The sequence below is a fragment of the Pseudoroseomonas cervicalis genome, from assembly GCF_030818485.1.
GTDB classification, from domain to species: domain Bacteria; phylum Pseudomonadota; class Alphaproteobacteria; order Acetobacterales; family Acetobacteraceae; genus Pseudoroseomonas; species Pseudoroseomonas cervicalis_A.
Genome location: NZ_JAUTAJ010000002.1, coordinates 269,269 through 285,931, shown reverse-complemented (window position 1 = coordinate 285,931; position 16,663 = coordinate 269,269). Strand labels below are relative to the sequence as shown.

At 72.0% G+C, this 16,663-nt stretch carries 14 protein-coding genes and 1 pseudogene; 12 read left to right on the top strand and 3 right to left on the bottom strand.

The genetic code is table 11. From position 1 onward, the window contains the following. Positions 1-19: 19 nt before the first annotated feature. Positions 20-496, bottom strand: coding sequence for an Hcp family type VI secretion system effector (locus QE401_RS01950; RefSeq protein ID WP_307136574.1), 477 nt, complete (start codon positions 494-496; stop codon positions 20-22). Between the two features lie 35 nt (positions 497-531). Next, complete coding sequence (gene tssH / locus QE401_RS01945; RefSeq protein WP_307136573.1) at positions 532-3,156, bottom strand: type VI secretion system ATPase TssH; 2,625 nt, start codon at positions 3,154-3,156, stop codon at positions 532-534. 143 nt (positions 3,157-3,299) lie between these two features. Here tssH and tssA point away from each other — a divergent pair, with 143 nt between their 5' ends. The 8 genes and pseudogenes from tssA to tssG all read left to right on the top strand — a co-directional run bounded on the left by tssA (position 3,300) and on the right by tssG (position 12,126). Further along, the gene (tssA, locus tag QE401_RS01940) at positions 3,300-4,535 is read left to right on the top strand and encodes a type VI secretion system protein TssA (protein ID WP_307136572.1); all 1,236 of its coding nucleotides are present in this window, start codon (positions 3,300-3,302) and stop codon (positions 4,533-4,535) included. A 72-nt stretch (positions 4,536-4,607) separates the two neighbouring features. Beyond that, a complete protein-coding gene (gene tssB / locus QE401_RS01935) occupies positions 4,608-5,123 on the top strand; it encodes a type VI secretion system contractile sheath small subunit (RefSeq protein ID WP_307136571.1) in 516 nt (171 codons plus the stop codon). Further along, a complete protein-coding gene (gene tssC, locus QE401_RS01930) occupies positions 5,120-6,619 on the top strand; it encodes a type VI secretion system contractile sheath large subunit (RefSeq protein ID WP_307136570.1) in 1,500 nt (499 codons plus the stop codon). The genes tssB and tssC (QE401_RS01930) overlap by 4 nt, the downstream gene beginning before the upstream one ends. Then, positions 6,619-8,091 (top strand): type VI secretion system contractile sheath large subunit, encoded by a 1,473-nt coding sequence (gene tssC, locus QE401_RS01925; protein WP_307136569.1) that lies wholly within the window; start codon positions 6,619-6,621, stop codon positions 8,089-8,091. Before tssC (QE401_RS01930) ends, tssC (QE401_RS01925) begins: the two co-directional genes overlap by 1 nt. Continuing rightward, positions 8,088-8,888, top strand: coding sequence for a type VI secretion system accessory protein TagJ (locus QE401_RS01920; RefSeq protein WP_307136568.1), 801 nt, complete (start codon positions 8,088-8,090; stop codon positions 8,886-8,888). Before tssC (QE401_RS01925) ends, QE401_RS01920 begins: the two co-directional genes overlap by 4 nt. Then, a complete protein-coding gene (gene tssE, locus QE401_RS01915; RefSeq protein ID WP_307136567.1) occupies positions 8,885-9,367 on the top strand; it encodes a type VI secretion system baseplate subunit TssE in 483 nt (160 codons plus the stop codon). Before QE401_RS01920 ends, tssE begins: the two co-directional genes overlap by 4 nt. Next, a pseudogene (tssF, locus tag QE401_RS01910) lies at positions 9,364-11,194 on the top strand (type VI secretion system baseplate subunit TssF). Before tssE ends, tssF begins: the two are co-directional and overlap by 4 nt. Then, the gene (gene tssG, locus QE401_RS01905) at positions 11,191-12,126 is read left to right on the top strand and encodes a type VI secretion system baseplate subunit TssG (protein ID WP_307136566.1); all 936 of its coding nucleotides are present in this window, start codon (positions 11,191-11,193) and stop codon (positions 12,124-12,126) included. Before tssF ends, tssG begins: the two are co-directional and overlap by 4 nt. Positions 12,127-12,192: 66 nt before the next feature. Here the strand turns inward: tssG and QE401_RS01900 are convergent, their stop codons facing one another. Then, positions 12,193-12,924 carry a GntR family transcriptional regulator gene (locus QE401_RS01900; RefSeq protein WP_307136565.1) on the bottom strand — a complete coding sequence of 244 codons (732 nt, stop codon included), beginning with the start codon at positions 12,922-12,924 and terminating at the stop codon, positions 12,193-12,195. Between the two features lie 81 nt (positions 12,925-13,005). Here QE401_RS01900 and QE401_RS01895 point away from each other — a divergent pair, with 81 nt between their 5' ends. The 4 genes from QE401_RS01895 to QE401_RS01880 all read left to right on the top strand — a co-directional run bounded on the left by QE401_RS01895 (position 13,006) and on the right by QE401_RS01880 (position 16,631). Then, positions 13,006-13,869: a fumarylacetoacetate hydrolase family protein gene (locus QE401_RS01895; RefSeq protein WP_307136564.1), complete on the top strand. Its 864-nt coding sequence runs from the start codon at positions 13,006-13,008 to the stop codon at positions 13,867-13,869. A 125-nt stretch (positions 13,870-13,994) separates the two neighbouring features. Continuing rightward, positions 13,995-14,663 carry a polysaccharide deacetylase family protein gene (locus tag QE401_RS01890; RefSeq protein WP_307136563.1) on the top strand — a complete coding sequence of 223 codons (669 nt, stop codon included), beginning with the start codon at positions 13,995-13,997 and terminating at the stop codon, positions 14,661-14,663. After that, positions 14,660-15,655 carry a Bug family tripartite tricarboxylate transporter substrate binding protein gene (locus QE401_RS01885; RefSeq protein ID WP_307136562.1) on the top strand — a complete coding sequence of 332 codons (996 nt, stop codon included), beginning with the start codon at positions 14,660-14,662 and terminating at the stop codon, positions 15,653-15,655. The genes QE401_RS01890 and QE401_RS01885 overlap by 4 nt, the downstream gene beginning before the upstream one ends. Before the next feature lie 70 nt (positions 15,656-15,725). Next, the gene (locus QE401_RS01880) at positions 15,726-16,631 is read left to right on the top strand and encodes a dioxygenase family protein (protein WP_307136561.1); all 906 of its coding nucleotides are present in this window, start codon (positions 15,726-15,728) and stop codon (positions 16,629-16,631) included. Positions 16,632-16,663: the final 32 nt, after the last annotated feature.

The following is a 16,663-nucleotide window of genomic DNA, read 5'->3' as shown; positions in this document are numbered from 1 at the left end:
CGTGGGCCGCTTGGCGCGATCAGGCGCGCTTGGCGGTCGCCAGATCGTAGCTGGTCGAGGAGTTGCTGCCCGACTGGTCGTCGCCGATGACCCCATAGGTCATCTCGATCTTGTCGAAGTTCAGGCTGATGCTCTCCACCGGGCGCTCGCCGCCCGAGCTCAGCGAGAAGCCGCTGACGCCGGCGCCGGTCAGGGTGTAGCGCAGATAGGGCTGCACGCCGCCGCCGGTCTGGGTGCGGACGAAGGTGATCACCACCTCATGGTCCAGCTTGCCGTAGAGCGACTCCTCGAACAGCTTCAGCGAGGAGCCGTCGGTCAGCTTGGTCAGCGTGACTTCGCTGACGCTGGCCTCGGAGGATTCACGGGTCGAGGTCCCGCGCGCGGTCGAGATGCCGCGGCCGACGCCGACCTGGAAGGATTGCAGCTCGATCTGCTTCTCGAAGCCCGTGGTGGTGCTCTCGCCGTCCACGCCCTGGTACTTCATGTAGATCGCCATGATGGGTCTCCTTGCCCTCTGCCGAAGCGGCGGCCTCAGGCCGCGACGCTGGTGATGTGGTAATCGAAGTTTCCGTCCGCGCCCACGCCCAGCCTGACGCCGGAGAGGCGTCCGCCCTGCATCATCACTGCAAGAATGCGTGACGACAGCTCGGGCAGCACGGTGCGGGTGAGGATGGTCTCGACATTGCGCGCGCCGCTGTCGGTTTCGGTGCAACGGGCGGCAATGCTGTCCAGGACGCCCTCGCCGATCTCCAGCGCGACGCCATAGGTCTCGCGCAGCCGCCGCTCGATGCGGCGCAAATTCAGCGCGACGATGCGGCGCAGGATCTCCGGCGCCAGCGGGTAATAGGTGACGAGGGTGCAGCGGCCGAGGAAGGCCGGCTTGAACCACTTCAGAAGATCGGGCCGCAGCGCCTCGTTCAGCGCGGCCGGCTCCGGCGCCATCTCCGGATCGGCGCAGAGCCGGGCGATGGTGTCGCTGCCGGCATTGGAGGTCATGATGATCAGCGTGTTGCGGAAATCGATGTCCCGCCCTTCGCCATCCTTCATCTGCCCCTTGTCGAACACCTGGTAGAAGACATCCTGCACGCCGGGATGCGCCTTCTCCATCTCATCCAGCAGGATGACGGAGTAGGGGCGGCGGCGCACCGCCTCGGTCAGCACGCCGCCCTCGCCATAGCCGACATAGCCGGGCGGCGAGCCCATCAGGAGGGAGACCTTATGCTCCTCCTTGAACTCGCTCATGTTGATGACGGTCAGGTTCTGCTCGCCGCCATAGAGCAGATCGGCCAGCGCCAGCGCCGTCTCCGTCTTGCCGACGCCCGAGGTGCCCGCCATCAGGAAGACGCCCACCGGCTTGCGCGGGTCGGTCAGCCCGGCGCGCTGGGTGCGGATCGCCTCGGCGATCGCCTCCAGCGCATGCGGCTGGCCGATCACCCGCTCCTCCAGCTTCGGCTTCAGCTCGAGCACCGTGCGGATCTCGTCGCCCAGCATGCGGCCGACCGGGATGCCGGTCCAGCTCGCCACCACCTCGGCCACCGCCTGGCCATCCACCACCGGATGCACCAGCGGCTGCTCGCCCTGCAGCGCGCGCAGCCTTTTCGACGCCGCCGAGAGCGATGTCGCCGCCTCGGCCTCGCCCGCTTCGGCGCGATCGCGCAAAGCGGAGAGCTCGGCGATCAGCGCCTTCTCCTCCTCCCAGCGCGCCTCGAGCGCCGCCAGCTCCTGCTGCAGCGTGTCACGCTCCGCCTCCAGGGCGGCGTGCCGCGCCGTATGATCGGTGCCGGAGGCGGCCTCGCGCTGCAGCACGCCACTCTCGGTCCCGATCAGCTCCAGCCGGCGGCGGCGATCTTCGATGGCGGCGGGAAGGGCGCCCTGGCTCATGGCGACGCGGGCGCAGGCGGTGTCCAGCAGCGACACGCCCTTGTCCGGCAATTGCCGCGCCGGGATGTAGCGGGCGGAGAGCCGCACCGCCTCGGTCACCGCCTCGTCCAGGATGCGCACGCCATGATGCTTCTCCAGCACCGCGACCAGGCCGCGCAGCATGGCGGAAGCCAGCGCCTCCGACGGCTCGCCCACCTGCACCAGCTGGAAGCGCCGGGTCAGCGCCGCATCCTTCTCGAAATACTTCTTGTATTCGGCCCAGGTGGTGGCGGCGAGGCAGCGCAGCTCGCCGCGGGCCAGGGCCGGCTTCAGCAGATTGGCGGCGTCGTTCTGCCCCTGCTGGCCGCCGGCGCCGATCAGCGTGTGCGCCTCGTCGATGAACAGCACGATCGGGCGGGGGCTCGCCTTCACCGCATCGATGACGCCGCGCAGCCGGTTCTCGAACTCGCCCTTCATGCCGGCGCCCGCCTGCAGCAGGCCGAGATCAAGGGCCAGCAGCCGCACTTCGCGCAGCGCCTCGGGCACCTCGCCGGCGGCGATGCGCAGCGCGAGGCCCTCGGCCACCGCCGTCTTGCCGACGCCCGGCTCGCCGGTGAGGATCGGGTTGTTCTGGCGCCGCCGCGTCAGGATGTCGATCACCTGGCGGATCTCGCCATCGCGGCCGAGGATCGGGTCGATCTTACCGGCCTGCGCGGCGGCGGTGAGGTCGCTGCAGAATTGTTCCAATGGGCCGCTGCCGGCGGGCGCACCGGGGGCGTCGGCGGCCGGCGCCGCAGCCAGGGCGGCGCTGCTGCCCTCCTCCTCGCTACCGGCGGCGAGGGCGGGCCAGTCGCGCCGCAGCGCCTCGGCCGAGAGCGCCATCAGCGATGGCGCGCTGTCCTGCACGCTGCGCCGCAGCGAATCCTCCGACAGCAGCGCCACCAGCAGATGGCCGGAGCGCAGCCTTGCCTCGTTGCGTTCGATCGAAGCGATCAGCCAGGCTTCGCGCAGCCAGCTCACGATGTCGGGAGACAGCGCCGGCGCCCGGGTATTGCCGCCGCGCAGGCGGTCCAGCGCGCGGGTCAGCTCGGCCGCCACGCGCCCGGCATCGACATCGCTGCCGCGCAGGATCGCGGAAATGTCAGAGCCCGGCGCCTCGGCCAGTTTCAGCAGGACATGCTCGATCTCGACATTGTAGTGGCCGCGCGACAGGGTCAGCCCTGCTGCCGCTTCCAGCTGGCGACGGCAAAGATCGTTGAGCCGCCCGACAAGCGACTTCAAATCCAGTGCGACCATGCCCGTGCCTGCGCTCCCCGCTACCGCGTCTTCCATATTCAGAAGGCTGCAGCGCGGCAACCGGCCCGGCCGGTCGCGAACCATCACGTGAGTGCGGATCACGCGCTCTTGCATGATGCGCGAAAGCGGTGAAAACCACGGGCATGAGCGCTGCCGTCGAGCTGGAGAAGCTGCTGACCCCCCTGGCCGAGGGCGAGGGGGGCGCGGGTGTCGATCTGCGCGAGGATTACTCGCCCGCCTCGCCCTATCAGAAGCTGCGCGACGCGCGGGCCGAGGCGCGCGCCGAGGAGCGCGCGCAGGATGCGGCGGGCGGCGAGGAGGCCGTGCCGCTGCCCTGGCGCGAGGTGAAGCGGTTGGGCCAGCTCTGCCTCGCCGAGCGCAGCCGCGACATCGAGATCGCCGCCTGGCTGGCCGAGGCGCTGGTGCGGCTCGACGGGCTGGCGGGGCTGCGCGACGCGGCGCAGTTGCTGGCGGGGCTGATGGAGCAGTACTGGGACGCGCTGCACCCGCGCCCCGACGAGGATGGGCTGGAAGGGCGGGCCGCCCCGCTGGCGGGGCTCGCCGGCAGCAGCGCCGATGGCACGCTGATGCAGCCGCTGCGCCGCCTGGCGCTGTTCCGCCGCGCCGATGGCAGCGGCGTCTCGCTCTACCAGTGGACCCTGGCCGAGGAGACGGCGGCGCTGGCGGATGCGAAGCGGCGCGAGGCGCGGCTGGCATCCGGCATCGCCGATCTGTCGGTGCTGGAGCGCGAGGCCGCCGCCGCCGCGCCGCAATGGCAGGCGCTTGGCGAGGCGGCCGGTGCGGCGCTCTCCGCCTGGGACGCCTTCGACGCGCAATGCACCGCCCGCTTCGGCGATGCCGCGCCGCCGACACGGCGTGTGGCCGAGCTGCTGACCCGCATGCAGGAGCTGGCGACGCGCTTCGGCGGGGCCACCACCCCGGCCCCGGCCGCGACGCCGGCGGACGTCCCGCCGCCCGCCGCGCCCCTGGCCGCGGCGGCCGTGCCGGTCGCGGCGCCCGCCCCAACCATGGCTGCGGCCACGGCCGCGCTGCCACCGGCCTCGGGCGGCGCCCCCGCCTCGCGCGAGGACGCCATCCGCCGGCTGGAGGACATCGCCGCCTATTTCCGCGCCACCGAGCCGCATTCGCCGATCGCCTATTCGATCGAGACGCTGGCGCGCCGCGCCCGCATGCCGCTGCCGGCGCTGCTGGAGGAGGTGCTGCCTGACAAGGCCGCGCGTCACGCGATGTTGAGCATGCTTGGCATCCAGTCTCTGGCATCACCGCCGCCGGCGGCGCAGCCTTCGCCGCAGGCGCCGGTGCCGGCCGCGGAGCCGGCGGCAGCGCCGGCGGGCGAGGCGAAGGGCATCGTCTGGTAGTTGCGGGGGCGGGATGGCCGCCCCATCCTGTCCGTCAGAAGCGTTGTCGAGCCGAAGAGGAAGATCGCCTGCATGAGCGGTAGCGTTCACGACAAGCTGGCGCGTGTGCGCAAGCCGCGCGTCCACATCACCTATCAGGTGGAGACCGAGGGCGCCGAGATCGAGCGCGAGCTGCCCTTCGTGCTCGGCATCATGGGCGATTTCGCCGGCGACCCGGCGGAGCCGCTGAAGCCGCTGGCCGAGCGCAAATTCGTCCAGATCGACCGCGACAATTTCGACGAGGTGATGGCCCGCGTGCAACCGGGCCTGAAGCTGCGCGTCGCCAACACGCTGGCCGGCGATGGCAGCGAGATGGCGGTCGACCTGAAATTCCGCTCGATGGAGGATTTCGAGCCGGCGAAGGTGGCCGAGCAGGTGCCGGCGCTGAAGGCGCTGCTCGAGACGCGCGCCAAGCTGCGCGACCTGATGAGCAAGGTCGACCGCTCCGAGGAGCTGGAGACGCTGCTCGAGGAGGTGCTGCAAGACAAGGCCAAGCTCGACAGGCTCTCGGGTGAGCTCGGGCTTGGCGGCAAGGGGAGCGCGGCATGAGCGGCACCCAGAACGCGCCGGCGAGCGCCGGTGCGACGACGACCGAGGCGGAAGCCGGCGGCGGGCTGCTCGACCAGGTGCTGGGCGCGACGCGCCAGACCGAGCGCGACCGCGCCCAGGAGCTGATCAAGGCGCTGACCGAGGAGGCGCTGAAGGGCACCGTCACCTTCAACCGCAACCTGCAGCAGACCTTCGACCGCGCCATCGCCGAGATCGACCGCAAGGTCAGCGAGCAGCTGAACGCGGTGATGCATCATGAGCGTTTCCTGAAGCTGGAAGGCTCCTGGCGCGGGCTGCACTATCTGGTGAAGAACAGCGAGACCGGCACCTCGCTGCGGCTGCGCCTGCTGCAGGCCTCGAAGCGCGAGCTGTCGCGCGACCTGCAGCGCGCCACCGAATTCGACCAGTCGCAGCTGTTCAAGAAGCTCTATGAGAACGAGTTCGGCATGCCGGGCGGCGAGCCCTATGGCGCGCTGATCGGCGATTACGAATGGACCAACCATCCGGATGATGTCGAGACGCTGCGGCTGGTCTCGAATGTCGCGGCGGCGTCCTTCGCGCCCTTCATCTCGGCGGCCGGCGCCGGCATGTTCGGCTTCGACGATTGGCGCGAGCTGTCCAAGCCGCGCGACCTCGCCAAGATCTTCGACACCGCCGAATACGCCAAATGGCGCGCCTTCCGCGAGACGGAGGATAGCCGCTTCGTCAACCTGGTGATGCCGCGTGTCATTGCCCGCCTGCCCTATGGCGCCGGCACCGTGCCCGTCGACGAGTTCGGCTATGAGGAGGCGCCGACCGACGCCGCCGGCCGGCCGCAGCAGATGGCGCATGGCGATTATTGCTGGATGAACGCCGCCTATGTGATGGGCGCGCGGCTGACCGATGCCTTCGCCCAGCACGGTTTCTGCGTCGCCATTCGCGGCGCCGAGGGCGGCGGCAAGGTCTCCAACTTGCCGAACCACACCTTCGTCTCCGACGATGGCGATATCGACGCGCAATGCCCGACCGAGATCGGCATCACCGACCGGCGCGAGGCGGAGCTCTCGGCACTCGGATTCCTGCCGCTCTGCCACTACAAGAACAGCGACCATGCGGTGTTCTTCGGCGCGCAATCGGTGCAGAAGCCGAAGAAGTATGACCGCCCCGAAGCCACGGCCAATGCGGCGATCTCGGCGCGGCTGCCCTATCTGATGGCCACCGGCCGCTTCGCGCATTTCCTCAAGGTGATGGCGCGCGACAAGATCGGCTCCTTCATGGAGGCGAGCGATTGCGAGGTCTGGCTGAACCGCTGGATCAAGAACTACGTCAACGCCAATGAGAATGCCGGGCCGGAGAGCAAGGCGAAATACCCGCTGCGCGAGGCGAAGGTCGAGGTGAAGGAGGTGCCGGGCAAGCCCGGCGTCTACAACGCCGTGGCCTATATGCGCCCCTGGCTGCAGATGGAGGAGCTGACCACCTCCATGCGCATGGTGGCGCGCATCCCGCACAAGGTGTGATGCAAGACGGCTTGCGGGGTGCGGTGCTGGGGGGCGCCTTCTTCGGCGCCCGCCATGGCGGGGAGGCTTCGGCGCTGGCCGGCTTCCTCGCCGCGCCGCAACTGCGCGACTGGTTCGGGGCTGCCCGCTTCCGCGATGCCGAGGCGCTGCGCGAGGCCCTCGACCGCGACATCGCCGCCATCGATGCGCTGATCGATGCGCAGCTGGCGGCGCTGCTCGAACATCCGCGGCTGCAGCGCCTGGAAGGCTCCTGGCGCGGGCTGCACTGGCTGGCGGGGCGCGTGCCCTATGCCGCGCGCATCAAGCTGCGGCTGTTCACCGCGCGCTGGGCCGAGCTGTCCCGCGACGTGCAGCGCGCGGTGGAGTTCGACCAGTCGGCGCTGTTCCACGCCATCTATGAGGAGGAGTTCGGCCGGCCCGGCGGCGAGCCCTTCGGCCTGCTGCTGGCCGATTACCAGCTGCGCCACGCCCCGGCGCCCGGCCACCCGACCGATGATGTCGAGGTGCTGGAGGCGCTGGCCGGCATCGCCGCCGCGGCCTTCGCGCCGCTGGCCATCGCCGCCGATCCGGCTTTGTTCGGCCTCGATGAGTTTGCCGAGGCCGGCGCCTCGCTCGACCTGACCGAGGCGCTGCGCGCCGAGGATCATCGCCGCTGGCGCCGCCTGCAATCGCGCGAGGATGCGCGCTTCGTCTCCGTCCTGCTGCCGCGCCTGCTGGCCCGCCCGCCCTGGGCGGATGAGGCGGTGCGCGCCGATGGCTTCCGGCCGCGCGGCGCGCTGGGCCCGCGCCTCTGGTGCAGCCCGGTCTATGCCATGGGCGCCGTGGTGCTGCGCGCCTTTGCCCTCTATGGCTGGCCGGCCGATCTGCGCGGCGCCACCGTGGCGGAGGAGGCGCGTGGCGGTGTCGTCGATGCGCTGCCCTGTGAGCGGCTCTCGGGCGACCCGCCCGGTGTGCCGCCGCGCCCGCCGGTCGAGCTGGCGCTGACCGATCTGCAGGAGCGCCAGCTGGTGGAGGCCGGTATTCTTCCCTTGCTGGGCCTCGAATCCCTGCCCGAGGCGAGCTTCGCCGCCGCGCCCAGCCTGCACCGCCCGCCGCGCATGACGGGTGAGGGGGCGGAGGCCAATCAGCGGCTCTCGGCGCAGTTCAACGCCATCCTCTGCGTCAGCCGCTTCGCGCATTGCATCAAGGTGATGGGGCGCGATTTGGTCGGTGCCTTCCGCACGCCGGAGGAGGTGGAGCGGCAATTGCAGCGCTGGCTGACCGGCTTCACCAACGCCTCGGGCAGCGCGCTGGGCGAGACGGCGGCCCGCTACCCGCTGCGCAGCGCGCGGGTCGAGGTGCGCGAGCAGCCGGGGCGTCCCGGCACCTATGGCTGCGTGCTGCATCTGCAGCCGCATTACCAGCTGGACGAGGTGGGCGCTGCCTTCCGGCTGGTCACCGATCTTCAGGCGCCGGGAGCGGCCGCGGCATGAGCACCACCCAGGATCCGGTCGGCGAGGCCTTCCGCGCCGGCGACCTCCAGGCCGCGCGCGCCGCCGCCATGGCCGCCGCCCGCGCCGCGCCGCGCGATGCCGGGCTGCGCTGGCGGCTGGCCGAGATTCTCGTGCTGTGCGGCGAGATCGCGCGGGCCGACACCGCGCTGGACGCCGTGCTGGAGGAAAAGCCGGGCCCGGCGGTGCTGGAATTCCGCCGCCTGCTGCGCGCCGAGCAGCAGCGCCGCGATGTCTATGCCGCCGGCCGTCTGCCCGCCTTCCAGGGCGATGATCCGACGCCCGCCCAGCGTGCCGCGCTGCGGGCGCTGACCCTGCGGCGCGCCGGCGACCTGGCCGGCGCGGCGGAGGCAGCCGCCGAGGCCGAGGCGCTGCGCCCGCGCATCGCGGGCCAGGCCGATGGAGCGCCCTTCAGCGACTTCCGAGATGCCGACGATCTGCTGGCGCCGCAGCTTGAAGTGCTGACCAGCGGCGGCGATGCGCTGTGGGTGCCGCTGGAGCGGCTCTCCAGCCTGGCGCTGGAGCCGATCCGCCGGCCGCGCGACCTGGCCTTTCGCCGCGCCACGCTGGTGCTGAAGGATGGCACGGAGGGGCTGGTCTTCCTGCCCCTGCTCTATGCGCGCGACGCGGAGAAAGACGCGCAGCGCCTGGGCCGCGAGACCGCCTGGTCGGAAGGGGAGGGGCCGGTCACCGGCACCGGGCTGCGCCTGTTCCTGGCCGATGGCCTGCCGCAGGACACGCTGTCGCTGGCCGAGGTCGCGCAGCTCGATTTCGTATGAGCGAGGCCAGGCGCATCCATCTGCCGCTGCTGGACCGGCTGCTGGATGGCGACCCGGACGGGCCGCCCGACCCGCCGCTGACCCAGCCCATGGCCATCGCCGTGATGCGCGACGCGGTGCGGCGCGATGTGGAGGCGCTGCTGAACGCCCGCCGCCGCCGCCGCCCGCTGCCGCCCGGCCTGACGGAACTCGCCGTCTCGCCGCTCGGCTATGGCGTGCCCGACCCGACCGCCGGCAGCTTCACCACCGAGGAGGCGCGCGAGGCGCTGGCGCGCGAGGTGGAGGCGGTGCTGCGCCGCTTCGAGCCGCGCCTCGCGGCGCTGAATGTCAGCCTGGCCGAACCGCAGCGCGAGGCGCTGGACCGCAGCCTGAAGCTGCGCGTCGAGGCCATCCTGCGCACCGACCCGGCGCCGGAGCAGGTGGCCTTCGAGACGGTGCTGCGCCCGGCGACGCTGGATGTGACGGTGCGCGAGACATGAGCGATTCGCTGCTGCCCTACTACAATCGCGAGCTTGCCGCTTTGCGCCGCGACGCCGGCGCCTTCGCCGAGGCCTATCCGAAGGTGGCGGGCCGGCTGCGCCTCTCCGGCGACGCGGCGGACGATCCCTATGTCGAGCGGCTGCTGGAGGGCGTCGCCTTCCTCGCCGCGCGGGCGCAGCAGCGGCTGGATGACGAACTGCCGGAACTGTCCGACGCGTTGCTGGAGATGCTCTCGCCGCAGATGCTGGCGCCGGTGCCGTCGATGACGACGCTGCGGCTGCGCGCCTCGCCCGAGCTGCGCGCGAAGCTGCACATCCCGCGCGGCTTGTCGGTGGAGAGCGAGCCGGTGCGCGGCGAGGTGGTGCGCTATCGCAGCTGCCACGACGTCACGCTGTGGCCGCTGCTGGTGGAGCGCGCCACGCTCTCCGGCCTGCCCTTTGCCGCGCCGCCCAACCGCGCCGCCAGCGGCGCCGCCTCCTGCCTGCGGCTGGTGCTGCGCAGTGTGGCGCCGGACCTGCCCTTCGCCGAGATCGGCCTCGACCGGCTGCGGCTGCATCTGCGCGGCCAGGGCAGCCAGGCGGCGCTGCTGCATGAGCTGCTGTCGCAATCCGTGCTCGCCATCGCGCTGGCGGATGGGCCGAATGATGCGCGGCCGACGCTGCTCGGCCCGTCCTGCCTGCAGCCCGCCGGCTTCGCGCCGGAGGAGGCGGCGCTGCCCTGGCCGCAGCGTGCCTTCGACGGCCACCGGCTGCTCTCCGAGTATTTCGCCTTCCCCGAGAAATTCCTCTATCTCGACCTGGACGGGCTGGAGGCGCGCAGCCTGCTGCAGCAGGGCGAGCGGATGGAGATCTTCATCTGGCTCAGCCGCGCCGTGCCGGAGCTGGAGCGCAGCGTCTCCGCCGACAGCTTTGCCCTTGGCTGCACGCCGGCCATCAATCTCTTTCCGGTGCGCTGCGAGCCCGTGGCGCTGGACGGCACGCGCAGCGAATGGCCGGTGGTGCCGGATGCGCGCCGACCGGCGGCGCTGGAGGTGCATTCGGTCAGCCGCGTGCGCGAAAGCCGGCCCCGATGGCAGCCGGCGCGAGGTGCTGCCCTTCCACCGCCTCGGCCGCGAGGGGGCGGAGGAGACGGCGGAGACCGCGGCCATCCACTATCTGCCGCTGCGCCGCCCGGCGCCGCCGCCGCTCGGCGGCACGCAGACGGCGCTGGCGCTGCGCGATGCGGGTTTCGACCCGGCGCGCCCGGCCGATGCCGTGCTGTCCATCGATGCGCTGTGCTGCAACCGCGACCTGCCCTCGCTGCTGCCCTTCGGCGGCGGCCAGCCGCGGCTGCGCGTCGCCGATGGCGGCGTGTCGCTGGCCGGCGCCGAATGCCTCTCGGCACCGACGCCGACGCTGCGCCCGGCCTTGGGCGAGCGCAGCGCGTGGAAGCTGATCTCGCATCTGGCGCTGAACCATCTCGGCATCACCGGGGGTGAGCAGGGGGCGCTGGCGCTGCGCGAGATGCTGCGCCTGCATGACCGGCGCGACACGGCGGAGAACCGCGCCGCCATCGCCGCCCTGCTGGCGGTGGAGGCGAAGCCGGGCGTGGCGCGGCTGCCGGGCGGGCGGCCCGGCGCCTTCCTGCGCGGGCTCGACGTGACGCTGGCCTTCGATCCCGCCGCCTGGCAGGCGGGCGGGCTGCATCTGCTGGCGGCGGTGCTGGAGCGCTTCCTGGCGCTGCAGGTCTCGGTCAACGCCTTCACCCGCACCGCCGTGGTGCTGCGCGGCCGCGCCGGGGTGGCGGCACGCTGGGCGCCGCGCAGCGGCACCAGGCTGCTGCTGTGACCACGCCGCCCCGCCAGCGCCTGGCCGAGGCGCCGGAGCGCTTCGAGCTCGACCAGGCCATCGATCTGGTGGCGCCGGGCGGCGATCCGCGCGCCGTCACCTACCGCTCCACCGCGCGGCTGTCGCATGCCGAGGCGGCGGTGGTGGCGGCCGAGCCGGAGGCCGGCGCGCTGACGCTGGGCGCCTTCGGCCTGGTCGGGCCGGGCGGTGTGCTGCCGCGCCACCACACGGCGCAGGTGGCCGCCGAGAAGCGCAAGCGTTCCGAGGCGCTGCATGCCTTCCTGGACCTGCTGGGCGGGCGTTTCGCGGGTCTCTGGGCGGCGGCGGGGCGCAAATACCGGCCGCTGCGCGATGCCGAGCCGGCCGAACGGGTGCTCGGCGCCGCCATCGGCCTTGGCACGCCGCATCTGGTGGAGCGCGCCGGGCTGGAACCCGCGGCGCTGCTCTACCATGCCGGGCATCTTTCTTCCCGCAGCCGTTCGGCCGAGCGGCTGCGGGCGCTGCTGGAGGAGGAGGCGGGGCATCCCGTCGCGCTGGAGGAATTCGCCGGCGGCTGGCTGCGCCTGCCGGAGGGCGAGCGCTCGCGCATGGGCGCGGCCGGCGTGCACAATGCGCTGGGCGTCAGCACGGCGCTGGGGGCGCAGGTCTGGGATGCGCAGTCGCGCTTCATCATCCGTGTCGGCCCGCTGCCGCGCGAGGCCTTCGAGGCGCTGCTGCCCGGGCGCCCGCTGCATGCGCGGCTGGTGGCGCTGACGCGGCTGCATGTCGGGCTGGATATCGGCTTCGCCATCAACCCGGTGCTGGCGGCGGAGGCGGTGCCGCAGGCGGCGCTGGGCGGCGGTGCGCGGCTGGGCTGGTCCTCCTGGATGGGCGGCGGCCCGGCGCGGCGCGAGGATGCGGCGGAGGCGGTGTTCGAGGCGCGGGAAGGGTAACGGTTCGGCCTGCCACATACGCCACATAAGAAGCATTATGTAAAATATTTGGCTTGGGCCGCGCACTTATTCCGCGACGACGCTTCGCTGCATCTCCGAGCCGACGAACTGCCCGGTGCGCTCGTAATGCTCGGCCAGCAGCGCGCAGGCGCGGTCGGCCTCGCGCGCCAGGGCGGCGCGGGCCAGCGCGGCATGCTCGCGCGCCACGTCGCGGTCCGGATAGGCGCGGGTGTTGGCCAGCGCGCGGTAGCGCCCGGCCTCCTCGCGCAGCCGGTCACAGAAGCCCAGCAGCGCCGGCGCGCCGCAGGCCGCCAGCAGCGCCTGGTGGAAGCGGCGGTGGCAGGCTTCCCATTCCGGATTGGCCAGGAAGCGGCCGGTGTCCAGCGATCGCGCCACGCGGCCCAGCCGGTGCTCGGCCAGCACCAGGGCTTCCTCCCAGGCGGCATCGCCGCGGGCGATGGATTCGCGCAGCGCCGCCGTCTCGGCCAGCACGCGGCTGCGGATCAGGCCCGCCAACTGCTCCGGCTGCGCGCCGGCGACGCGGAAGCCGCGATGCTCCAGCCGCTCGGCCAGCCCCTCGGCGGCCAGCTTGGACAGCGCCTCCCGCACCGGCGAGGCGCCGGCGCCATACTGCGCCGCCAGGTCGCGCAGCTTCAGCTTCAGCCCCGGCGCCAGCCGGCCGGCCAGGATGTCGTCGCGCAGCCGGCGATGCACGCTGGTGGCGAGCGTCGGCTCCCCCCCCTCCGCAGCGGCGCCCGGCGTCACGGGCGGGGTGTTGGGCGGCATCGGCAGATCCATGCCCGGTGTTTTATCGACGAATCCATTTGACCTCCAGAAAATTTCGACAAAACTATCGCTCCAACCACGGGGGAAACGCGCATGCGGCTGCTGGCATTCGAGCAGGAGGGTCGCGCCCGGCTGGGCGCCCGGATCGGCGACCAGGTCGTCGCGCTGGAGGATGTGCTGCCCGGCCTGCCGCAGGATCTGAATGCGGCGATCGGCGCGCTGGACCTGCCCAATTCGGCCCCTGCCCTGGCGGCGAAGCTGGAGGGCGCGCCGAAGCGGCCGCTGGCCGGGCTGACCCTGCTGCCGGTGGTGCCGCGCCCGGGCAAGATCCTCTGCATCGGCCTGAACTATGTCGAGCACGCCAAGGAAGGGAACAACCCGATCCCCGACTATCCGGCGGTGTTCCTGCGCGGCGCGAGTTCGCTGGCGGCGCCGGGGGCGGCGCTGCTGCGGCCGCGCGTCAGCCAGAAATTCGACTATGAGGCGGAGCTGGCCATCGTCATCGGCCGCCGCGCCCGGCACCTGACCGAGGCCGACGCCCTGTCCTGCGTCGCCGGCTATACCTGCATGAACGAAGGTTCGGTGCGCGACTACCAGCGCAAATCGACCCAGTGGAGCATGGGCAAGAATTTCGACCGCACCGGCGGCCTCGGCCCCGAGATCGTCACGCCGGACGAGCTGCCGCAGGGGCCGAACGCGCTACGCATCACCTCGCGCATCAATGGCCGCACGCTGCAGGACAGCAACACCTCCGACATGATCTTCTCCGTGCCGCGCATCCTGGCGATCCTGACCGAGGTGATGACGCTGGAGCCGGGCGATGTGATCGCGACCGGCACGCCGAGCGGCGTCGGCTATCCGCGCCAGCCGCCGGTCTTCATGACGCCGGGCGACAATGTCGAGATCGAGATCGAAGGCATCGGCATCCTGGCCAATTCGGTCGAGGACGAGGGCTGACCACCCTGCCCTGACGCGCGGCCCCGAGCGGGCCGCGAGACTGCCGGTGCCTGCGAGGGCACCGGCCCGGCAAGCCAGAACAAAGCGGCCAGCAAACAAGCGCCGCAGGGGGAGGTCGCACGGGCATGCGCAGCGTCACGCTAACCTTCGACAACGGGCCCGGGCCCGAGGTGACGCCGCTTGTGCTGGACGTGCTGCGCGCGCATGGGCTCAAGGCGACCTTCTTCGTGCTGGGCCACAAGCTCGCCGCGCATCGCGCGCCGGTCGAGCGGGCGCGGGACGAGGGCCATTGGATCGGCAACCACACCTGGTCGCACACCCGCCCGCTGGGGCAGGTGGCGCCGGAGCAGGCGGAGGCCGAGGCCGAGGCCGAGATCGGCCGCACCCAGGAATTGCTCGGCCCGCTGGCGCATGCCGACAGGCTGTTCCGCCCGCAGGGCGGCGGCGGCGCGCTGGGGCCGCATCTGCTGAGCGGCGCGGCGCTGCGGCATCTGCGGCAGGGCGGCTACAGCGTGGTGCTGTGGAACGCCGTGCCCGGCGATTTCCGCGATGCCGATGGCTGGGTGGACCGCGCGCTCGCGCTCTGCGACGCGCAGGACGAGACGCTTCTGGTGCTGCACGATCTGCCGAATGGCGCGATGCGGCATCTGGACCGTTTCCTCGGCCTGCTGCGCGACCGCGGCACGGCATTCCGCCAGGACTTCCCCGAAGCCTGCCTGCTGCTGCGGCGCGGCGTCCCGCTGCGCCCGCTGGAGGGCTACGTCACCCCCGGATTGGAGAGCACCCTGTCATGAGCCTCCGCCGCCGACCCCTGCTCGCCGGCTTGGCCGGCGCCGCGCTGGGCGGCCTCGCCGCGCCCGCCCTGGCGCAGGCGCCCGCCGCCGGCCGCGGCGCCTGGCCCAACCGGCCGATCCGCCTGGTGGTGCCCTTCGCCGCCGGCACCACCACCGACATCCTTGGCCGCATCCTGGGCGACGCGCTGGCGCGCGAGGCCGGCCAGCCCGTGGTGGTCGAGAACAAGCCGGGCGCCGGCGGCAATCTCGGCGCGCAAGCGGTCGCCCAGGCGGCGGGCGATGGCTACACGCTGCTGCTGGCCACCAATGGCACGCATGGCATCAATGCCAGCCTCTATGCCGATCAGGGTTTCGACCCGGTGCGCGACTTCACGCCGATCGCGCCCTTCGTCACCACGCCCTCGGTGCTGGGCGTGCCGCCCTCGCTCGGCGTGAGCAGCGTGGCGGAGCTGCTGGCCCTCGCGAAGACGCGGCCGGTCACCTTCGCCTCCGCCGGCAATGGCACCACCGGGCATCTGTCCCAGGCGCTGCTGAATCTGCGCACCGGGCTGCGCACCGAACATGTGCCCTACCGCAATGCCGGCCAGGGTGTCACCGACCTGATCGCCGGGCGGGTGGACGCCATGTTCTACCACCCGCTGGGGCTGAAGCCGCATCTGGAGGCCGGCACGCTGCGGGCGCTGGCGGTGACCTCGGCGCAGCGTGTCGACATCCTGCCCGCGGCGCCGACCATGCAGGAATCCGGCGTGCCGGATTTCGTGGTGGAAGGGCTGTGGAGCCTGTACGGTCCGGCCAACCTGCCGGCGCCGATCGTGGCGCGGCTGAACGCGGCCACCAACGCGCTGCTGCGCGACCCGGCGGCGCTGGCCAATCTGCGCGTGCAGGGTGTGCAGCCCACCGGCGGCACGCCGGAGCAGCTGGCCGAGACCACCCGGGCGCAGATCGCCAAATGGCGCGCGGTGGTGGAAGCCGCCGGCATCCGCCCCGATTGAGACACTGACCCGATACGGCGCGTGCCAAAGGCGGGCCAGCAGGATCCGCCCCGGATGGAGGAGGACAAGAATGGCGGATTTGGACCAGAACAGCGTCACCGAGGCGGTGATCGCCCAGATGGCCTCCACCCCCGATCCGCGGCTGCGGACGGTGATGGAAAGCCTGGTGCGCCACCTGCATGATTTCGCGCGGGAGACGCGGCTGACGCCGGAGGAATGGCTCGCCGCCATCGGTTTCCTCACCCGGGTCGGCCAGGCCTGCACCCCCTACCGGCAGGAATTCATCCTGCTCTCCGACACGCTCGGCCTGTCGCGCCTGGTCAATCTGATGGACGACCAGGCGAACCGCATCGGCGAGGCGACGGAGACCAGCCTGCTCGGCCCCTTCTACCGCGAGGCGGCGCCGAAATTCGGCTATGGCGAGAGCATCGCCACCCATGCCAAGGGGCCGGAGATGATGCTGTTCGGCCGCGTGCTGAACGAGCAGGGCGAGGGCGTGCCGGACGCCATCGTCGAGATCTGGTCGACCGACGCCGATGGCGCCTATGACCTGCAGGCCAACGACCCCTCGGTGATGGATATGCGCGGCCAGTTCCGCACCGATGCCGAAGGGCGCTACGCCATCCGCACCCTGGTGCCGCTGGGCTATTCCATTCCCATGGACGGGCCGGTGGGCGACATGGTGCGGGCGCAGCAGCGGCATGGTTTCCGCCCGGCGCATATCCATATGCTGATCGGCGCCGAGGGCTATCGCGAGCTGATCACCGCCCTCTATCTCGGCGATGATCCGCATATCGACAGCGACACGGTGTTCGGCGTCTCGGAATCCCTCGTGGTGCAGCCGCGGCGCGGCCTGCCGGACGCGCCGGCGCCGGAGCTGCCCTGCGTGCGCTATGATTTCCGCATCGCCCGCCGCGCGCCGCATGACAGCAGCGGCCGCGTCGGCGCCGACCCCTCGAAGATCGCAGCAGGCTGAGGCCGCAAGGGCGGCAGGTGTACGGCCCAAGG